The organism is Actinoplanes lobatus (assembly GCF_014205215.1).
Classification (GTDB): domain Bacteria; phylum Actinomycetota; class Actinomycetes; order Mycobacteriales; family Micromonosporaceae; genus Actinoplanes; species Actinoplanes lobatus.
In genome coordinates, this window is record NZ_JACHNC010000001.1 from 2290332 (window position 1) to 2305128 (window position 14797).

Annotated in this window: 12 protein-coding genes; 9 read left to right on the forward strand and 3 right to left on the reverse strand. The window is 70.3% G+C overall.

Annotated features, from left to right (window positions below):
- Nucleotides 1-18: 18 nt before the first annotated feature.
- The 6 genes from BJ964_RS10500 to BJ964_RS10525 all read left to right on the forward strand — a co-directional run bounded on the left by BJ964_RS10500 (nt 19) and on the right by BJ964_RS10525 (nt 9477).
- Nucleotides 19-1773 (forward strand): HSP90 family protein, encoded by a 1755-nt coding sequence (locus tag BJ964_RS10500; protein ID WP_188120504.1) that lies wholly within the window; start codon nt 19-21, stop codon nt 1771-1773.
- Nucleotides 1770-4565, forward strand: a complete 2796-nt coding sequence (locus BJ964_RS10505) for a tetratricopeptide repeat protein (protein ID WP_188120505.1) — start codon at nt 1770-1772, stop codon at nt 4563-4565. The genes BJ964_RS10500 and BJ964_RS10505 overlap by 4 nt, the downstream gene beginning before the upstream one ends.
- Before the next feature lie 43 nt (nt 4566-4608).
- A complete protein-coding gene (locus BJ964_RS10510; protein ID WP_188120506.1) occupies nt 4609-5214 on the forward strand; it encodes a TetR/AcrR family transcriptional regulator in 606 nt (201 codons plus the stop codon).
- Between the two features lie 158 nt (nt 5215-5372).
- Nucleotides 5373-6302 (forward strand): hypothetical protein, encoded by a 930-nt coding sequence (locus BJ964_RS10515; protein WP_188120507.1) that lies wholly within the window; start codon nt 5373-5375, stop codon nt 6300-6302.
- A 274-nt stretch (nt 6303-6576) separates the two neighbouring features.
- Complete coding sequence (locus BJ964_RS10520; RefSeq protein WP_188120508.1) at nt 6577-8109, forward strand: chaplin; 1533 nt, start codon at nt 6577-6579, stop codon at nt 8107-8109.
- Nucleotides 8110-8319: 210 nt separating this feature from the next.
- A complete protein-coding gene (locus BJ964_RS10525; RefSeq protein ID WP_188120509.1) occupies nt 8320-9477 on the forward strand; it encodes an acyl-CoA dehydrogenase family protein in 1158 nt (385 codons plus the stop codon).
- A gap of 7 nt (nt 9478-9484) precedes the next feature.
- Here the strand turns inward: BJ964_RS10525 and BJ964_RS10530 are convergent, their stop codons facing one another.
- Nucleotides 9485-9970: a MarR family winged helix-turn-helix transcriptional regulator gene (locus BJ964_RS10530; RefSeq protein ID WP_188120510.1), complete on the reverse strand. Its 486-nt coding sequence runs from the start codon at nt 9968-9970 to the stop codon at nt 9485-9487.
- Between the two features lie 100 nt (nt 9971-10070).
- Here BJ964_RS10530 and BJ964_RS10535 point away from each other — a divergent pair, with 100 nt between their 5' ends.
- The gene (locus BJ964_RS10535; RefSeq protein WP_188120511.1) at nt 10071-10643 is read left to right on the forward strand and encodes a YceI family protein; all 573 of its coding nucleotides are present in this window, start codon (nt 10071-10073) and stop codon (nt 10641-10643) included.
- 166 nt (nt 10644-10809) lie between these two features.
- Nucleotides 10810-12282 carry a glutamate--cysteine ligase family protein gene (locus tag BJ964_RS10540; RefSeq protein ID WP_188120512.1) on the forward strand — a complete coding sequence of 491 codons (1473 nt, stop codon included), beginning with the start codon at nt 10810-10812 and terminating at the stop codon, nt 12280-12282.
- A gap of 2 nt (nt 12283-12284) precedes the next feature.
- On the opposite strand, the gene BJ964_RS10545 is transcribed toward BJ964_RS10540, so the two are convergent.
- A complete protein-coding gene (locus BJ964_RS10545) occupies nt 12285-13439 on the reverse strand; it encodes a Hansenula MRAKII killer toxin-resistant protein 1 (RefSeq protein ID WP_188120513.1) in 1155 nt (384 codons plus the stop codon).
- 158 nt (nt 13440-13597) lie between these two features.
- Between BJ964_RS10545 and BJ964_RS10550 the strand changes: the two genes are divergently transcribed.
- Nucleotides 13598-14275, forward strand: a complete 678-nt coding sequence (locus BJ964_RS10550) for a PASTA domain-containing protein (protein ID WP_188120514.1) — start codon at nt 13598-13600, stop codon at nt 14273-14275.
- A 1-nt stretch (nt 14276) separates the two neighbouring features.
- Here the strand turns inward: BJ964_RS10550 and BJ964_RS10555 are convergent, their stop codons facing one another.
- Nucleotides 14277-14579, reverse strand: coding sequence for a hypothetical protein (locus BJ964_RS10555; protein ID WP_188120515.1), 303 nt, complete (start codon nt 14577-14579; stop codon nt 14277-14279).
- Between the last annotated feature and the right edge of the window lie 218 nt (nt 14580-14797).

The following is a 14797-nucleotide window of genomic DNA, read 5'->3' on the forward strand; positions in this document are numbered from 1 at the left end:
CCGGTACCGTGCCGCACCGTGAGCAACACGTTCCAGGTCGACCTGCGGGGCATCGTCGATCTGCTCAGCCATCACCTCTACGCGAGCCCCCGCGTGTATGTCCGGGAGCTGCTCCAGAACGCCGTTGACGCGATCACGGCGATCGGCCCCGGGCACGACGGCGTGGTGACGATCGCCTCCTCGGACACCACCGGCGACGGCACCCTGCGGATCGACGACAACGGCATCGGCCTCACCGAGGCGCAGGTCCACGAGTTGCTCGCCACCATCGGCCGCAGCTCGAAGCGTGACGAGCTGGGCTTCGCCCGGCACGAGTTCCTCGGCCAGTTCGGCATCGGCCTGCTCTCCTGCTTCCTGGTCGCCGACGAGATCCGGGTGCACACCCGCCGGGAGGGCGCCGCCCCGGTGCTCTGGACCGGTTACTCGGACGGCCGTTACGCGGTGCGTGCCGGCGACGACCGCGAGCCGGGCACCACGGTCACCCTGCTGCCCCGCCGCGGTGCCGAGCACTTCCTGACCGGTTCGACGGTGGCCGAGCTCGCCACCACCTACGGCTCCCTGCTCCCGGTCGCCGTGTCCGTCGACGGCCGCGCGGTCACCACCGGCACCGTGCCCTGGGAGCTGCCGCCCGAGTCGCGTATGGCATATGCGCAGCGCACTCTCGGGTTCCGCCCGTTCGACGTGATCGAGCTGAACGTGCCGTCCGCCGGGCTCACCGGCGCCGCGTTCGTGCTGCCCACCCCGGTCAACCCGGCGAGCCGCGGCGGCCACCGGGTCTACCTGAAGCGGATGCTGCTCTCCGAGAGCATCGAGGGCCTGCTGCCCGAGTGGGCCTTCTTCGCCCGTTGCGTGGTCGACAGCACCGAGCTGCGCCCGACCGCGAGCCGGGAGGCGCTCTACGACGACGGCATGCTCGCCGAGACCCGGGAGGCGATCGCCGACCAGCTCCGCGGCTGGCTGGTGCGGTTGTCGGCGACCGACCCGCGCCGTCTCGCCGAGTTCCTGAGCATCCACCACCTCGGCGTGAAGGCACTGGCCCTGCACGACGACGAGATGCTGCGCCTGGTCGAGCAGTGGTACCCGATGCAGACCAACATGGGTGAGGTCACCCTCGCCGACTTCCGGGCCCGGCACGGTGTCCTGCGGTACGCCGCCACCGCCGACGAGTTCCGGCAGCTCGCGGGCGTCGCCGCGGCCCAGGACGTGGGCCTGATCAACGGCGGGTACGTGTACGACGCCGAGCTGATCCAGCGCCTCGCCGCCACCGATCCGGAGGTCCGTGCCGAGCGGCTCGACCCGACCGATCTGACCACCCGCTTCAACGGCCTGGACCCGGAGACCGAGCTGTTGCTGCGGCCGTTCCTGGCGGCCGCCCAGCGCCGGCTCGACCGGCTCGGCTGCGAGGTCGTGGTGCGCGCCTTCGACCCGGTCACCATGCCCGCGCTGTACCTGGTGAGCCGTGCCGCGGCCTTCCACGACGAGTTCACCGCGGGCCGGGATCAGGCCGACGACCTGTGGGGTGGGGTGCTGGACGCGCTCTCCCGTACCGTGCCGGCCGACCGGCCGCAGTTGGTCCTCAACCACCGCAACCCGCTGATCCGCCGGATCGCCGCACTGGGTGACGCCGACCTCGCCGGCCTGGCCGTCGAGTCGTTGTACGGGCAGGCGCTACTGCTCGGCCACCACCCGATCCGCCCGGCCGACGCCGCACTGCTCACCACGTCGTTCCTCGGCCTGCTGGACCGGGCCGTCCCCGGGGAGGAGACCCGATGAAGACCGCCCAGGAGCTGTGGGAGCTGCTCAACGAGGCGCAGCACCTGCCGTACGGTGCCGCGCAGATCGCCATGGTGGAGCAGGTTCTCCGGCATGTCGACACGACCGACGACCCGGCGCTGCGGTTCTATGCGCGACTTTTCGCGACCACCGCGTACATCTACGGCGGCGAGCCGGTGAAGGCGTTCCCGACTTTCTCCTGGTGCGTGGCGGATTTCGATCGCAACCCGGGGCCGCACCACCAGCGCTGGATGCACAACCTGCTGTGGCTGTTCAAGAACATGGTCAACTCCCTGACCAAGTTCCCGGAGGTGCCGCTGGAGCGCACCTACGCGGTGCTCGACGACATGGAGCGGCGGTACCGCGAGTCCGGCCACGGCATGCAGGCGGTCTACAAGCACCGGTACCTGGTGGCGCAGCATGTCGGGCGGACCGGCGAGGTGGCGGAGTGGTTCGGGAAGTGGCAGGCCGCGCCCCGCGACACTCTCTCCGACTGTGCCGGCTGCGACCCGACCACCCTGGTCAACCACTTGGCCGACCAGGAGAGGTACGAGGAGGCCGCCGAACTGGCCGGCCCGGTGCTCGCCGGTGACCTGTCCTGTTCCGAGCAGCCGCAGAGCATCCTCAGCGAGCTGATGCCGGTCTACCTGCGGACCGGCCGGCTGCGGGAGGCCGCCGACGCGCACCGCCGGTCGTACATGATCGAGCGGAACAACCTGGCCGACCTGTGGGGCGTCGGCGACCACATCCGGTTCTGCGCGCGTACCGGTAACGAGCACCGTGGCCTGGAGATCCTTCAACGGCATGTCGACTGGCTGGACCAGGCGCCGTCGCCGGCCGCCGCGATGAACTTCGCGGCGTCGGCGGTCCTGCTGCTGCGCCGGCTCACCGAGCTCGGCCACGGTGACACGCTGATCCGCCGGGCCGGCCGGGCGGATGTCACCGCCGCGGCTCTGGCCGGTGAGCTGGAGACGTTCACCCTCGAGACGGCGGCCCGGTTCGACGCCCGCAACGGCACCCGGCACCAGAGCGGCCTGATGGTCGAGGTGATGGAGGCGAAACCGTACGGTGTGAGCGTTCCGCTCTCCCCGACCGCGCGCCGTCCGGTGGCGCCGGAGACGGAGATCGTGGCGCCGAAACCGGAGCGGTTGGTGACGCCCCGGGTGGAGGTGCCGGAGACGGCGACGCCCGCGGAGTTGATCGACCTGGCCGAGAAGCACTGGCTGGAGGACCGTGAGGACGCCCTCCGGACGGTGTTGGAGGCCTTCGGCGCCCGGTTCGAGGTGCCTGCCGATCCGGCGCCGGCCGCCCGCCTCTGGCTGCTGCGCGGTTTCGCGGCAGCGGACGACGACGGCGCGGCGACCAGGTCGGCCTGGGAGCGGGCCGCCGCACTGTTCACCGAGGCCGGGGACACGGGCGAGGCCGGCATGACACGGGCCCGGCTGGCTGTTCAGGAGGCCTGGGCCGATGAGCCGACCGACGAGTTGCTGGCCGTGGTGGAGGCGAATGCCGCGCACCACGACGCCCACGGCGACGCGCGCAGCCGGGCGGGCGCGTGGATCCGTCTGTCCCAAATGTACCGACTTATGCAGCGGATGGACGAGGCGAACGAGGCCGGTGACCGATCGGACCGCTTTGCCGAGGAGATCGGTGAGCCGCGGCGGGTGGCGTACCACGCGATGATCCGGGCGCAGAACCGTGCGCTGGCCGACCGGAGCGAGGAGGCCCTCACGGCCGCCCGGCTGGCGTGGGAGTTCTACCGGGCGCACGGTCCGGCCCGGGCCGCTGCCGAGGCGGCCGTGCTCGTCGGTCAGCTCAGTGAGTCACCGGAGGAGACGGTGGCCGTGCTCAGCGAGGCGCTCGCGGTCGGTGTGCCCGGCGCCGAGCTGCCGTCCCGCCTGCACCGGGCCCGCGCCCTGATGAACCTGGACCGCCCGGACGAGGCGATCGACGACTACGTCGAGGTGGTCGCGCTGGTCGCGGCCGACGGTGACGGCGACGGCGGTGGCGTCTTCGTCCGGCACGAGCTGGCACAGGCGTACAAGCAGGCCGGGCGCCCGGCGGAGGCCGCCGAGGTGGCCGAGGAGGCGCTGCTCGGTTTCGACCGGCTGGGCGCCGAGGAGCCGGCCCTCGACACCCGGTTCCTGCTGGCCGCGATCTACCGCGACCTCGACGACAGCAGCCGGGCACTCCAGCTCTACCGTGACCTGATCGAGCGGCTGGAGGGCAATCCGGCCGGCCGGGGCCAGGTCGGCGAGCAGGCCGGTCAGCTGCTGTACGACCTGGACCGCGACAGTGAGGCCGCGCTGACCTTCCGGGCCGCCGCTGAGGCGCTGCACGAGGCCGGCGACCTGGTCTCCGAGCTGCGGGTGCTGCGCCGCCGGCTGATGGCGCTCAACTACGCCGACGAGGTGCCGGAGGCCGAGGAGGTCATCGGGTTCGCCGAGCGACGGTACGCGGAGCTGCCCGCCGAGCTGGCCACGCAGCCGGGTGTCGTCTGGGGCCGGTCCACCTTCGCCTTCGAGGTGGGTAACCTGCTGATGCGCCGCGGCCGCTATGCCGAGGCGCTGCCCCACCTGCGAGGTGCGGTGGAGCCGTTGCGCCGTATCGGCGCGGTGGACGACGCCGACCGGCTGGAGGGCATGCTGGCCGAGGCCCTGCTGCGTTCCGGGTCACCCCGGGAGGCCGAGCGGATGCTCGATGAGTTACTGAAGCGGATGAGTCCGGAATCGCCCACCCGGGAGCTGGCCACCGGCCTCTACGCCGAGGCGCGGGCGGCTGTCCAGGGCTGAACGACCGTTCAGTGCGGACTTGACATCGGGTTACAGTTGCGAGGTGACGACGGTAGATCAGCGGCACCGGACCACCCCACCGGCGCCTCGGCGGCGGTCGCGCCGCGAGGAGATTCTGGAAATCGCGGTGGGCCTGTTCGCCTCCCGTGGCTATCACGGCGTGTCGATGGACGACATCGGTTCCGCCGCCGGCGTCACCGGCCCGGCTCTGTACCACCACTTCGCGGGCAAGGAGGCGATGCTGGCCGCCGCCTTGATCCCGGTCAGCGAAAGCCTGTTGGAGGGCGGCCAGCAGCGCGTCGCCCGGCATCCGGACGACGCGGAGGCCGCCCTCGCGGATCTGATCGACTTCCATGTCGAGTTCGCTCTGGCCAACCCCGCGGTGATCGCCCTGCATCTGCACGAGCTGGACCGGCTGCCGGAGGATCCGCGCCGGCAGATCCGCAAGCTGCAACGGCTCTATGTGGAGGAGTGGGTGGCGGTGCTGTCCCGGGTCCGCCCCGAACTGCCCGCCCCCGAGGCCCGGGTGCTGGCCCACGCGGCGTTCGGTCTGATGAACTCCACACCGTTTCTCGGCGGCGAGGTGGACCGGGTGCGCCGCGCCGCTCTGCTGCGTGACGCGACGATCCACGCTCTGACCGGACATTAAGGACAGGTGTGATTTTCGCTGCTTTTTCCTGCGATCATTTTTCCGATTTGTCCGCGTGACTTCCGGCTCGCTCCCCTCGTTACCAATACCGAGTGGCCAATACCGCCTGTTTGCACTGAACAGGGCTAATCGGTCACCGTGACGACGAGGGGTGAATCATGGCGGGCTGGGGGGTCGAGCGCGACGAGCGCGCGACGTGCCGGTCTCTGCCAGACACCCACGGCGGCTCCCCGCTCATGCCGTCCCACAGCCAGGGGGCGGAGCGGCGGACGGAGCGCCGCGCGGGCCGTACCGGATCCCGGTGGATCCTGCGTGCATTCGTCGTCGGAGGCCTGGCCGGAGCGGCCTGGCTGCTCACCGGCTCCGCCGCACACGCCGCGGACCACGATGACCTGCTCGGGTCCGCGTTGTCCGAGGTAGCGACGGTGACCGGGAACGAACCCACGGTCGGCGAACTCCTCGAAGCGGCTGTCCGGCCGCTGGAGACGTCCATGCGGGTGGAGGCGATCGACGAGATCGTGGCCGAGGTGCCCGCGATCGACGGCGAGCCCGTCGGCGCGGCGCTGCGAACGGCGGCCGCTGCCCCGCGTGCCAGCGGTGGAACGGTGGACGACCGGGCGCAGGCCGAACCTGTTCCGGTGGAGTCTCCGCTGGAACCGCCGGTGGCCGCTGCGGCCCCGGTGACCGTCGTCGACGTCACGGCTGCCGTACCGGATACGAAACGGCCGGATAAACCGGTCGTCACACGTACCGGAAAGGCGAAGCCGAAAATGGCTGAAGCCGTGGCCGGTAAGGCCAGGGCACAGCTCGGGTCCCACGTTCAACGGCGTATCCCGGCCGCCCGGCCGGCGCCGGAGACCGCCCGTGACGAGGTGCCCGATGACGGGCCCGCGCCACGGCGCATGAACCTCGGTGCAGTCAGCGGCATCCCGGCCGGCGGCTCGGGAGCGTCTCCGGAGGCCGGCTCGGTAGCCGTTCTTCCGGCCCGGCTCGCGAACGGCGCGGTGGCGAACCACCAGCTGCCGGTAGCGGCCGACGTCGAGGCCCGGCGGAACGACGCCGAGGCACCGACCGTCTCGCCTGACTAGTGGCGGCGTTCCGCCAACCCTCCACCGGCGCTTCGTAGGGCGTCCGGACAGCGATTCCTGAACCGTTTGCGGACAAGCGGCGAATCGTCAAGGACTTGAGGGCATCACCTTCACCGCTATCGAAGCGTCATATCCGGGCGCGTGTCGACAGGCGGAGTCAGGGCTTGGAAATAGTGCCAGGGCACCGCTGCGCCCAAAAACTGTGGTTCCGGACCAAATAAATGAATACGCGGGAACAATTGCTGACCATTTTGCGAAAGGCAAATCTTTTCTGATGAAGAAGACTTGGGTTCGTAAGACTCTGAGTGTCGGCGTCCTGGCCGCCGGCGCCCTCCTGCTGGCCCCGGCCGCGGTCGCCCAGGCCGACGTCGACCAGGCAACCTTCAACAACTTCGGCGCGGCCAACGGCACCCAGGTCGCCATGCCGATCACCGTGCCGGTGAACCTGGTCGGCAACTCGGTGGGCGCCCTCGGCTCGGCGCAGGCGACCGGAGCCGGCGCCAACAAGGTCGAGAACGCTGGTGGCCGGACCAAGCAGCGCTCGTTCAACAACTACGGCGCTCTGAACGGCACCCAGGTGGCCGTGCCGGTGAACGTGCCGGTCAACGTGTCCGGCAACGCCGCCGCCGTGGCCGGCCACGCGACCGCCAAGGGCGTCAGCGCCAACCAGGTGGAGTCCGCCCGGACTCCCGAGAGCATCTGGGACGGCGGTCCCGCGGGCAGCAGCCCGGACCAGCTGAGCTACAACAACTACGGCGCCCTGAACGGCAACCAGGTGTCCGTGCCGATCAACATCCCGATCAACGCGTGTGGCAACGCCCTCGCGCTGATCGGTAGCTCGACCGCGAGCGGCATCTGCGCGAACCAGATCGGCCCGACCTATCGCATGGCCCACCCGCAGGAGAGCAAGAAGGCCGGCAAGCGCACCGAGAGCACCAGCGCTGCCGGTGGCGGCTTCGGCGACCAGGTCACGAGCAACAACTACGGTCTCCTGAACGGCAACCAGTTGTCCGTGCCGATCAACATCCCGATCAACGCGTGCGGCAACGCGATCGGCGTGCTCGGCTTCGCGAACGCGACCGGTGTCTGCGCGAACCAGATCGGTGGTGGCGGCGGCCAGCCGATCAGCTTCAACCCGGGTGGCGGTCACCCGGGCGGCGGTCAGAACCCCGGTGGCGGCTTCCCCGGTGGCGGCTTCCCCGGTGGCGGCTTCCCTGGTGGCGGCTTCCCCGGCGGCGGTGTTCTCCCCGGTGGCGGCGTCCTCCCGGGCGGTGGCGTCCTCCCCGGCGGCGTTTTCCCCGGCGACGGCTACCCGGGCGGCTTCTTCCCCGGTGACCTCGACGAGGGCCCGGACTACGGGATCCTGCCGGTGCACAACTACGTGCCGTACTACCCGGTTCCGGACTACATCCTGGACGACTGCGACGAGTTCCTGGGTGACCTCGGCCCGGACGGCCCGCGGGACTACTACCCCGGCTACCGGGGGCCGAAGTTCAAGGGCAACGGCATCGTCAAGGGCGCCGGCAACCAGGTCGTGCCGGGCGACGTCCGTGGCGACCAGGGCTACAAGGGCGGCAAGGCCAATGCCAACGCCGGGTACGACAAGGGCGGCAACCGCGGCGACGACTTCCCGGCCGACACGAAGGACGACTTCGAGGGCCCGGCCGACGACAACGACGTCAGCCCGGACAAGTACGGCAAGGGCAACGGTGGCCGGGAGAACGAGAAGTCCCCGGTCTCCGCGCTGACCAAGGACCTCGGCGCGGGCAACTTCGGCGGCCTCGACCTGCTCGACACCCTGCGCTGACCGCGCGTGGTGGAAGGCCGGGTTGCGCCGGTCCCGGGCGCGACTCGCATCGGCACGTGACGCCGATGACCGGTGCTCCTCCACAGCGCCGGTAGCAGTGAAACGAACGGGAGTCTCCGTAACCAGGGGACTCCCGTTCGTCGTTGCCGCTTCCCGAACGGTGAGATAACCTAACGTCCGTTAAGCCTAACGAGCGTTAAGGGTGGGGCAATGGTCGACTTCCGGCTCGGTGATGAGTATGCGGAGTTGCGCGACAGCGTGCGGCAGTTCGCGCAAGAGCAGATCGCGCCGGTGATCGCCGAGCACTACGAGAACAAGACCTTCCCGTACGAGATCGTGCGCCAGATGGGGAAGATGGGCCTTTTCGGTCTTCCCTTCCCGGAGGAGCACGGCGGGATGGGTGGCGACTACTTTGCGCTCTGCCTGGCCCTGGAGGAGCTGGCCCGGGTCGACAGCTCGGTCGCCGTCACCCTGGAGGCCGCCGTCTCGCTGGGCGCCATGCCGATCTTCCGGTACGGCACCGACGAGCAGAAGAAGCAGTGGCTCCCCCGGCTGACCAGCGGTGAGGCGCTCGCCGCCTTCGGCCTGACGGAGCCGGGCACCGGGTCGGACGCGGCCGGCACCACCACCCGGGCGGTGCTCGACGAGAGCACCGGCGAATGGGTGATCAACGGGACCAAGGCGTTCATCACGAACTCCGGCACCGATATCACCTGCCTGGTCACGGTGATGGCGGTGACCGGCACCAACCCGGACGGCAGCAAGGAGCTGTCGACCATCATCGTTCCGTCCGGCACGCCCGGGTTCACGGTGGCGCCGGGCTACTCGAAGGTCGGCTGGTGTGCGTCGGACACCCACGAGCTGTCCTTCGACGAGGTCCGGGTGCCGGCCGGCAATCTGCTCGGCGAACGCGGCCGCGGCCTGGCCCAGTTCCTGCGCATCCTCGACGAGGGCCGGATCGCGATCGCCGCGCTCTCGGTCGGCCTGGCCCAGGGCTGCGTCGACGAGTCGGTGACGTACGCCGGGAACCGCACCGCCTTCGGCCGGCCGATCGGCGCCAACCAGGCCGTCCAATTCCTGATCGCGGACATGGACATGCGCGCCCACGTGGCCCGGCTCGGCTACTACGACGCCGCCGCCCGGATGCTCGCCGGCGACGAGTTCAAGCGGTACGCCGCGATCGCCAAGCTGAACGCCAGCAACGCCGCCATGGAGAACAGCCGGTACGCCACCCAGGTGCACGGAGGCTACGGATTCATGAACGAGTCCGCGGTCGGCCGGTTCTACCGGGACGCCAAGATCCTCGAAGTCGGCGAGGGCACCTCCGAGGTGCAGCGCATGCTCATCGCGCGGGGCCTCGGACTGTAGTGATCGATCAGGCGGGCAGCGCGGACTCCGTGCTGCCCGCCGTCGCGCACGGGTTGACCGCGTCCCGGACCGTGCGCAGTGAATCCAGCAGCTGGGTCAGCTGCTCCTCGGGAAGCAACCCGACATACCACCGCTGGACCAGCTCCAGGTGGCCCGGCAGGACCTCGGTGAGCCGCTGCATGCCCTCGTCGGTGATGACCGCGTAGGAGCTGCGCCGGTCGCTCGCGCACGCCTCACGGCGGACCAGCCCGCTGCGCTCCATCCGGTCGACGACCCGGGTGACACCGCTCGTGGAGAGGGTGGTCTGCCCGGCCAGATCGGTCATCCGCAGGTGATTGCCGGGGGACCGGGCCAGCCTCATCAGCACCTCGAACTCCACCGGGGAGAGGCGGTGCTCCTCGAACTGCGCGGCCAGCCGGTTCATCAGGCCCGTATAGGCCTCCGCGAGCAGCCCGACAGCGGTGAGGCGTGGGTCGTCCAGGTCCGTGTTCACGCTTCGACTCTAGCAGGCACTTGACAGGAGGAATATTGCGGCGCATATAGTTGCTCCGTCAGACAAGCATCCGGACCGAGCTTCGAGAGAAGGCAGTGTCATGACCGTCAGCACCCGTGAGTTCGAAGGCCTCCAGATCCCCGCCGCCGGCACCTACGAGCTGGACGCGGCGCACAAGCGGGTCGGCTTCGTGGTGAAGCACCTCATGGTGAGCAAGGTCCGCGGCCAGTTCGCCGAGGCGACCGCCACCATCACCGTGGCGGAGAACCCGCTGGAGTCCGCGGTCGTCGCCTCCATCAAGACCGGCAGCGTCGAGACCGGCCAGGTCGACCGGGACAATCACCTGCGTACCGGTGACTTCTTCGAGGCCGAGAAGTACCCGACGATGGAGTACCGCAGCACCGGCGTGAAGTCGCACGCGGGCGCCGAGTTCGTCCTCGACGGCGAGCTCACCATCAAGGGCATCACCCGGCCGGTCGAGCTCGTCGTCGAGTTCGAGGGCGCCACCACCAGCCCGTACGGGCAGCATCTCTTCGGGTTCAGCGCGCACACCGAGATCGACCGGGAGGACTGGGGCCTGACCTACAACATGGCCCTGGAGACCGGTGGCGTGATGATCGGCAAGAAGGTCAAGATCGAGATCGAGGGCGAGGCCATCCTGCAGCAGGGCTGATCGTCCTGATCGGAGAACGCCGTCCGGTTCCGGGCGGCGTTCTCCGTGTATCCGGATGTCTGGCGGTCGTCCGCGAGTGATGGCAGGGTGAACCGAGCGCAGTCGTTCGTTCACAGAGCGGTGATCGACATCCGTTTCGTCCCCGGCCGTCCCGGGAGGGCAGCACATGGGCAAGGAACTGGTGACCGCCTTCTTCTCGCCGCATGATCGGGTGCTGTTCCGTCGGAGGGTCCGCCGTGGCCTCGACGCGCTGACCGGGATGCTCGAGGAGGGCCGGATCGAGGCCGGCGACCGGACCACCGGCCTGGAGATCGAGATCAACCTGGTCGACGCGGAGGCCGCCCCGGCCATGCGCAACACCGAAGTCCTGACCGACCTGGCCGATCCCCGCTTCCAGTTGGAGCTGGGCCGGTTCAACCTCGAGCTGAACGTGCCACCCCGGTTGCTGGCCGGCGACGGGCTCGGCGACTACGAGCGGGAGATCCTCCAGGCGCTGCGTGCGGCCGGTGACTCCGCCCGCAAACGGGAGACCCGGCTCATCCTGATCGGGATGCTGCCCACCCTCACCGCCGGTCAGCTGGTACTCGGCGACATCTCCGACAACGAGCGGTTCCGCGCGCTGGACGCCGAGATCGCGGGCGCCCGCGGTGACGACTTCCGGATCGACATCCAGGGCCCGGAGCGGCTGCGGACCAGCAGCGACACCATCGCTCCGGAGGGCGCCTGCACGAGCGCGCAGTTCCACCTGCGGGTCGCTCCGGCCGATTTCGCCCGGTACTGGAACGCGTCCCAGGCGATCGCCGGAGTCCAGCTGGCGCTCGGCGCCAACGCCCCGTTCCTCTACCGGCGGCGGCTCTGGGCGGAGACCCGGATCCCGTTCTTCGAGCAGGCCACCGATGCGCGCCCGGACGAGTTCGCGGCCCAGGGCGTACGGTCGCGGGTCTGGTTCGGCGACCGGTGGATCGATTCGGTCCTCGATCTGTACGAGGAGAACGTCCGGTACTTCCCGCCGCTGCTGCCGGAACTCGGTGACGAGGACCCGGTCGCCGTCCTGGCCGCCGGCGGCATCCCCGAACTGCCCGAACTACGCCTGCACAACGGCACCGTCTACCGCTGGAACCGGCCGGTCTACGACGTCACCGGCGGCCGCCCGCACCTGCGGGTGGAGAACCGGGTCCTGCCGTCCGGCCCCACCGTGGCGGACATGCTGGCCAACGCGGCGTTCTACTTCGGGCTCGTCCGGCAACTCGCCGAGGAGGATCCGCCGCTCTGGGCGTGCCTGGACTTCGCGGCGGCCGAGGCCGGCTTCCGGACCGGCGCACGGGACGGGATCGAGGCCCGGCTGTTCTGGCCCGGCCTCGGCGAGGTGCCGGTGACCGATCTGGTGCGCGACGTGCTGCTTCCCCGCGCCCATTCCGGTCTGGACCGGTACGGGGTGCACCCGGCGCATCGTGACCGGTTCCTCGGGATCATCGAGGACCGCTGCCGGACCCGGCGCAACGGCGCCGTCTGGCAGAGCGAGACGGTCCGTACCGTCCAGGAGCGCGGCCTGGACCGCGCGGCGGCGCTGCGCGAGATGACGCAGCGGTACCTCGAATTCCAGCGCACCAACGAGCCGGTGCACACCTGGCCGATCTGAGGCTATTTGCCGGGCTTCTTGGGATCGTCCGGGTTGATCCGGGCCACCGTCGGGCTGGCCGGCGGCGGGGTGATCGTGGACCGCGGGGCGGTGTCGCCGTTGCCGTTGCGGCGCTTGGCCGGGGCACGGCCGCCCGGACGGGACGCCTCGGCGATCTCCGGATCGGCCGGGTCCGGCTTGGCGGGCGGCGCCGCCTTAGCCGGCGCGGGTGCCGGTGCGGTCACCCGGCCGGTCGCCTTGACCGGCTTCGCCGGGGCGCTCCCGGTCTTCGGAACGGGGACGGGAGCGAGCCGGCTGCGCCGGCCCTGCGCCAGGGCCACGGTGAGCGCGGATCCGCCCATGCCGGCGAGGACGGCGTACGGAGCGATGAGGTACGCCGACTGCAACGGCCCCATCGCCTCGGTCAACAGTGGCGCCAGGGTGAGGAACGAGAAGGCGACCAGCAGCGGCCCGACCGCGCCGGAGATCGCCGTGCCCAGCCCCAGATCGCCCTTCAGCGCCGCCGGGGTGGCCGCCACCAGCCCGATGACGAACGCCGCGACAAGGGTCAGCACGGCGCTCGGCCAATAGATCCCGCCGTAGCGGACGGGACTCACCGACTCGGCGAACTGCCAGCTGGTCAGGTAGGTGGCGAAGTCCCGCCCGGTGACCAGCTCGGCCACCACGCCGGCGATGGCCAGTGTCCACAACCACAGCGCGGTGCCGATCAGGTTGGCCGCGACCGGGGTGGACGACACCGCCCAGAACGCGACCACGAGGCCGGCCAGCAGGCCGGCGAGTGCGTACCCACTGGCGACCAGTTGGGGGGACAGGGTGTCGGCGCGGACCGCGGACCGGGCCGGCAGCGCGACCAGGACGACCGACACCAGCGCACCCACCGCCGATGCCGCCGCCAGTGCGAACCGCCAGAGCGCCCGCCACCGGCCGGGTCGTTCGGGTCGCAGCCGGCCGGCGATGACGGCGCCGAGCACCGTGGCGCTCGCCGTGATCCAGGTGGCCCAGCCGAGGCTGCCCAGCCACACGCTGTCGGCTTCGGCGAGGGTGACCGGCCAGGTGATGACACCCAGGCCGTAGCCCAGACCCAGTTGAGCGGCCCCGGTCCCGGCAGCGATGCCGGCCGCGGTGGCAGCCTGTGTTGTCCAGCCATTCTCGGCCATGCCGGGCACTGTACTGGTCGCTGCCGATGTCTGGGAAATGGTCACCGAGGGTCGGCACTCGACCGCTTTACGGCTGGTGGAAACCACAACCAGGCCGCAAGATTCGATACCTTGACGCTGCGACTAGCGCGGATGTACGGAGCGGAAGGGGCGCGGTGATGCCCGAGGAGCGCGAACCCGAGCGGGACGACGAGACCCGCCCGTTGTCGTCAGTGGACGAGGAGCCGTCCCCGCGACCGGAGGACCGTGGCACGGACGTGTGGACCGGCCGGGCCGGTGTCCGGCCGTACGGGGCCTATCGCCGCGACGAGTTCGACGACGACGGCGACGGCGACTGGGCCGACAGTGGGTCCGCCGAGCCGTCCGGCCGCTGGTGGGCGCCGATCGCCATCGGCACCGTCTCGCTGATCCTGCTCGGATTGCTCGGCTTCGGCATCGCGGTGATCGTGCGGAGTTCGGACGGCGAGGTGGAGACTCCGGCCACACCCGCCGTGCGCGCGACGACGACCGGGCCGGCCGCCCCCGATGTGACGTCCACGCCCACGATCACCGAGACGATCACCACACCGCCGACGACCGACGCGGCGGATCGCGAGGTGACCGTGCCGGCGCTACGTGGGATGCCGCTGGCCGACGCACAGGCGGCATTGACGCGCTCCAACCTGGGATACCGGGTGATCCATCGGGAGAGCGACGCCGAGCCGGGAACGGTGATCAACTGCGACCCCGCGGAGGGTCAGCAGGTGCCGTCGGACACCCGGGTGACCCTCATCGTGGCCACCGCGCGGACGGGCGACCCGTCTCCGACGACACCGGCGTCCTCCATCGGAGGTTGATTCAGCGCGGGGTACGGACCGTCCGTGCGGGAGCCACCCCGGGACGGCCGGCCGGCTGACGGCTGTTGCGCAGGCGCGGATCGGGTGCCTTCCCGGCCGGGCGCAGACCATTGACCTGTACGAAGATCGAGCGGCGTTCGACCGCATCGCCGGCCGAGTTCAGTTCGTAGCCGTCCAGCCAGACCCAACCCTCGTAGGTCGGCCAGTCGTGGACCCGGATGACCCGGAAGAGCATCGGTGATGCGAATTGGACGCTTGCCGCTCTCGTCACGTGGATGACATCACCGGACCGAGGTAGAACCACGTCATCTCCTGCCCTGAGACCCGTGTAGATGGACTTTGGTGACCTAGGCGCACCAGTTTGCCGGTTTGATGCGCCCTTGCAAGCCTCCGACGGGTTTGACCATCGAAGGAGGTTGCGGAACGTCACTATCGCCGATCACACCTACCCGGTTTCGGGAGAAGGTCCATCGTGGACCGGAAGTGCTTCGGCGCCCCGTATCGGACGTCGTCTTGCTGCTA

Excerpts from the sequence above, each read along its gene's own strand:
- BJ964_RS10505 (WP_188120505.1), top strand. The coding sequence starts at position 1,770 with ATGAAGACCGCCCAGGAGCTGTGGGAGCTGCTCAACGAGGCGCAGCAC.
- BJ964_RS10515 (WP_188120507.1), top strand. The coding sequence starts at position 5,373 with ATGGCGGGCTGGGGGGTCGAGCGCGACGAGCGCGCGACGTGCCGGTCT.
- BJ964_RS10520 (WP_188120508.1), top strand. The coding sequence starts at position 6,577 with ATGAAGAAGACTTGGGTTCGTAAGACTCTGAGTGTCGGCGTCCTGGCC.
- BJ964_RS10525 (WP_188120509.1), top strand. The coding sequence starts at position 8,320 with ATGGTCGACTTCCGGCTCGGTGATGAGTATGCGGAGTTGCGCGACAGC.
- BJ964_RS10535 (WP_188120511.1), top strand. The coding sequence starts at position 10,071 with ATGACCGTCAGCACCCGTGAGTTCGAAGGCCTCCAGATCCCCGCCGCC.
- BJ964_RS10540 (WP_188120512.1), top strand. The coding sequence starts at position 10,810 with ATGGGCAAGGAACTGGTGACCGCCTTCTTCTCGCCGCATGATCGGGTG.
- BJ964_RS10545 (WP_188120513.1), bottom strand. The coding sequence starts at position 13,439 with ATGGCCGAGAATGGCTGGACAACACAGGCTGCCACCGCGGCCGGCATC.
- BJ964_RS10550 (WP_188120514.1), top strand. The coding sequence starts at position 13,598 with ATGCCCGAGGAGCGCGAACCCGAGCGGGACGACGAGACCCGCCCGTTG.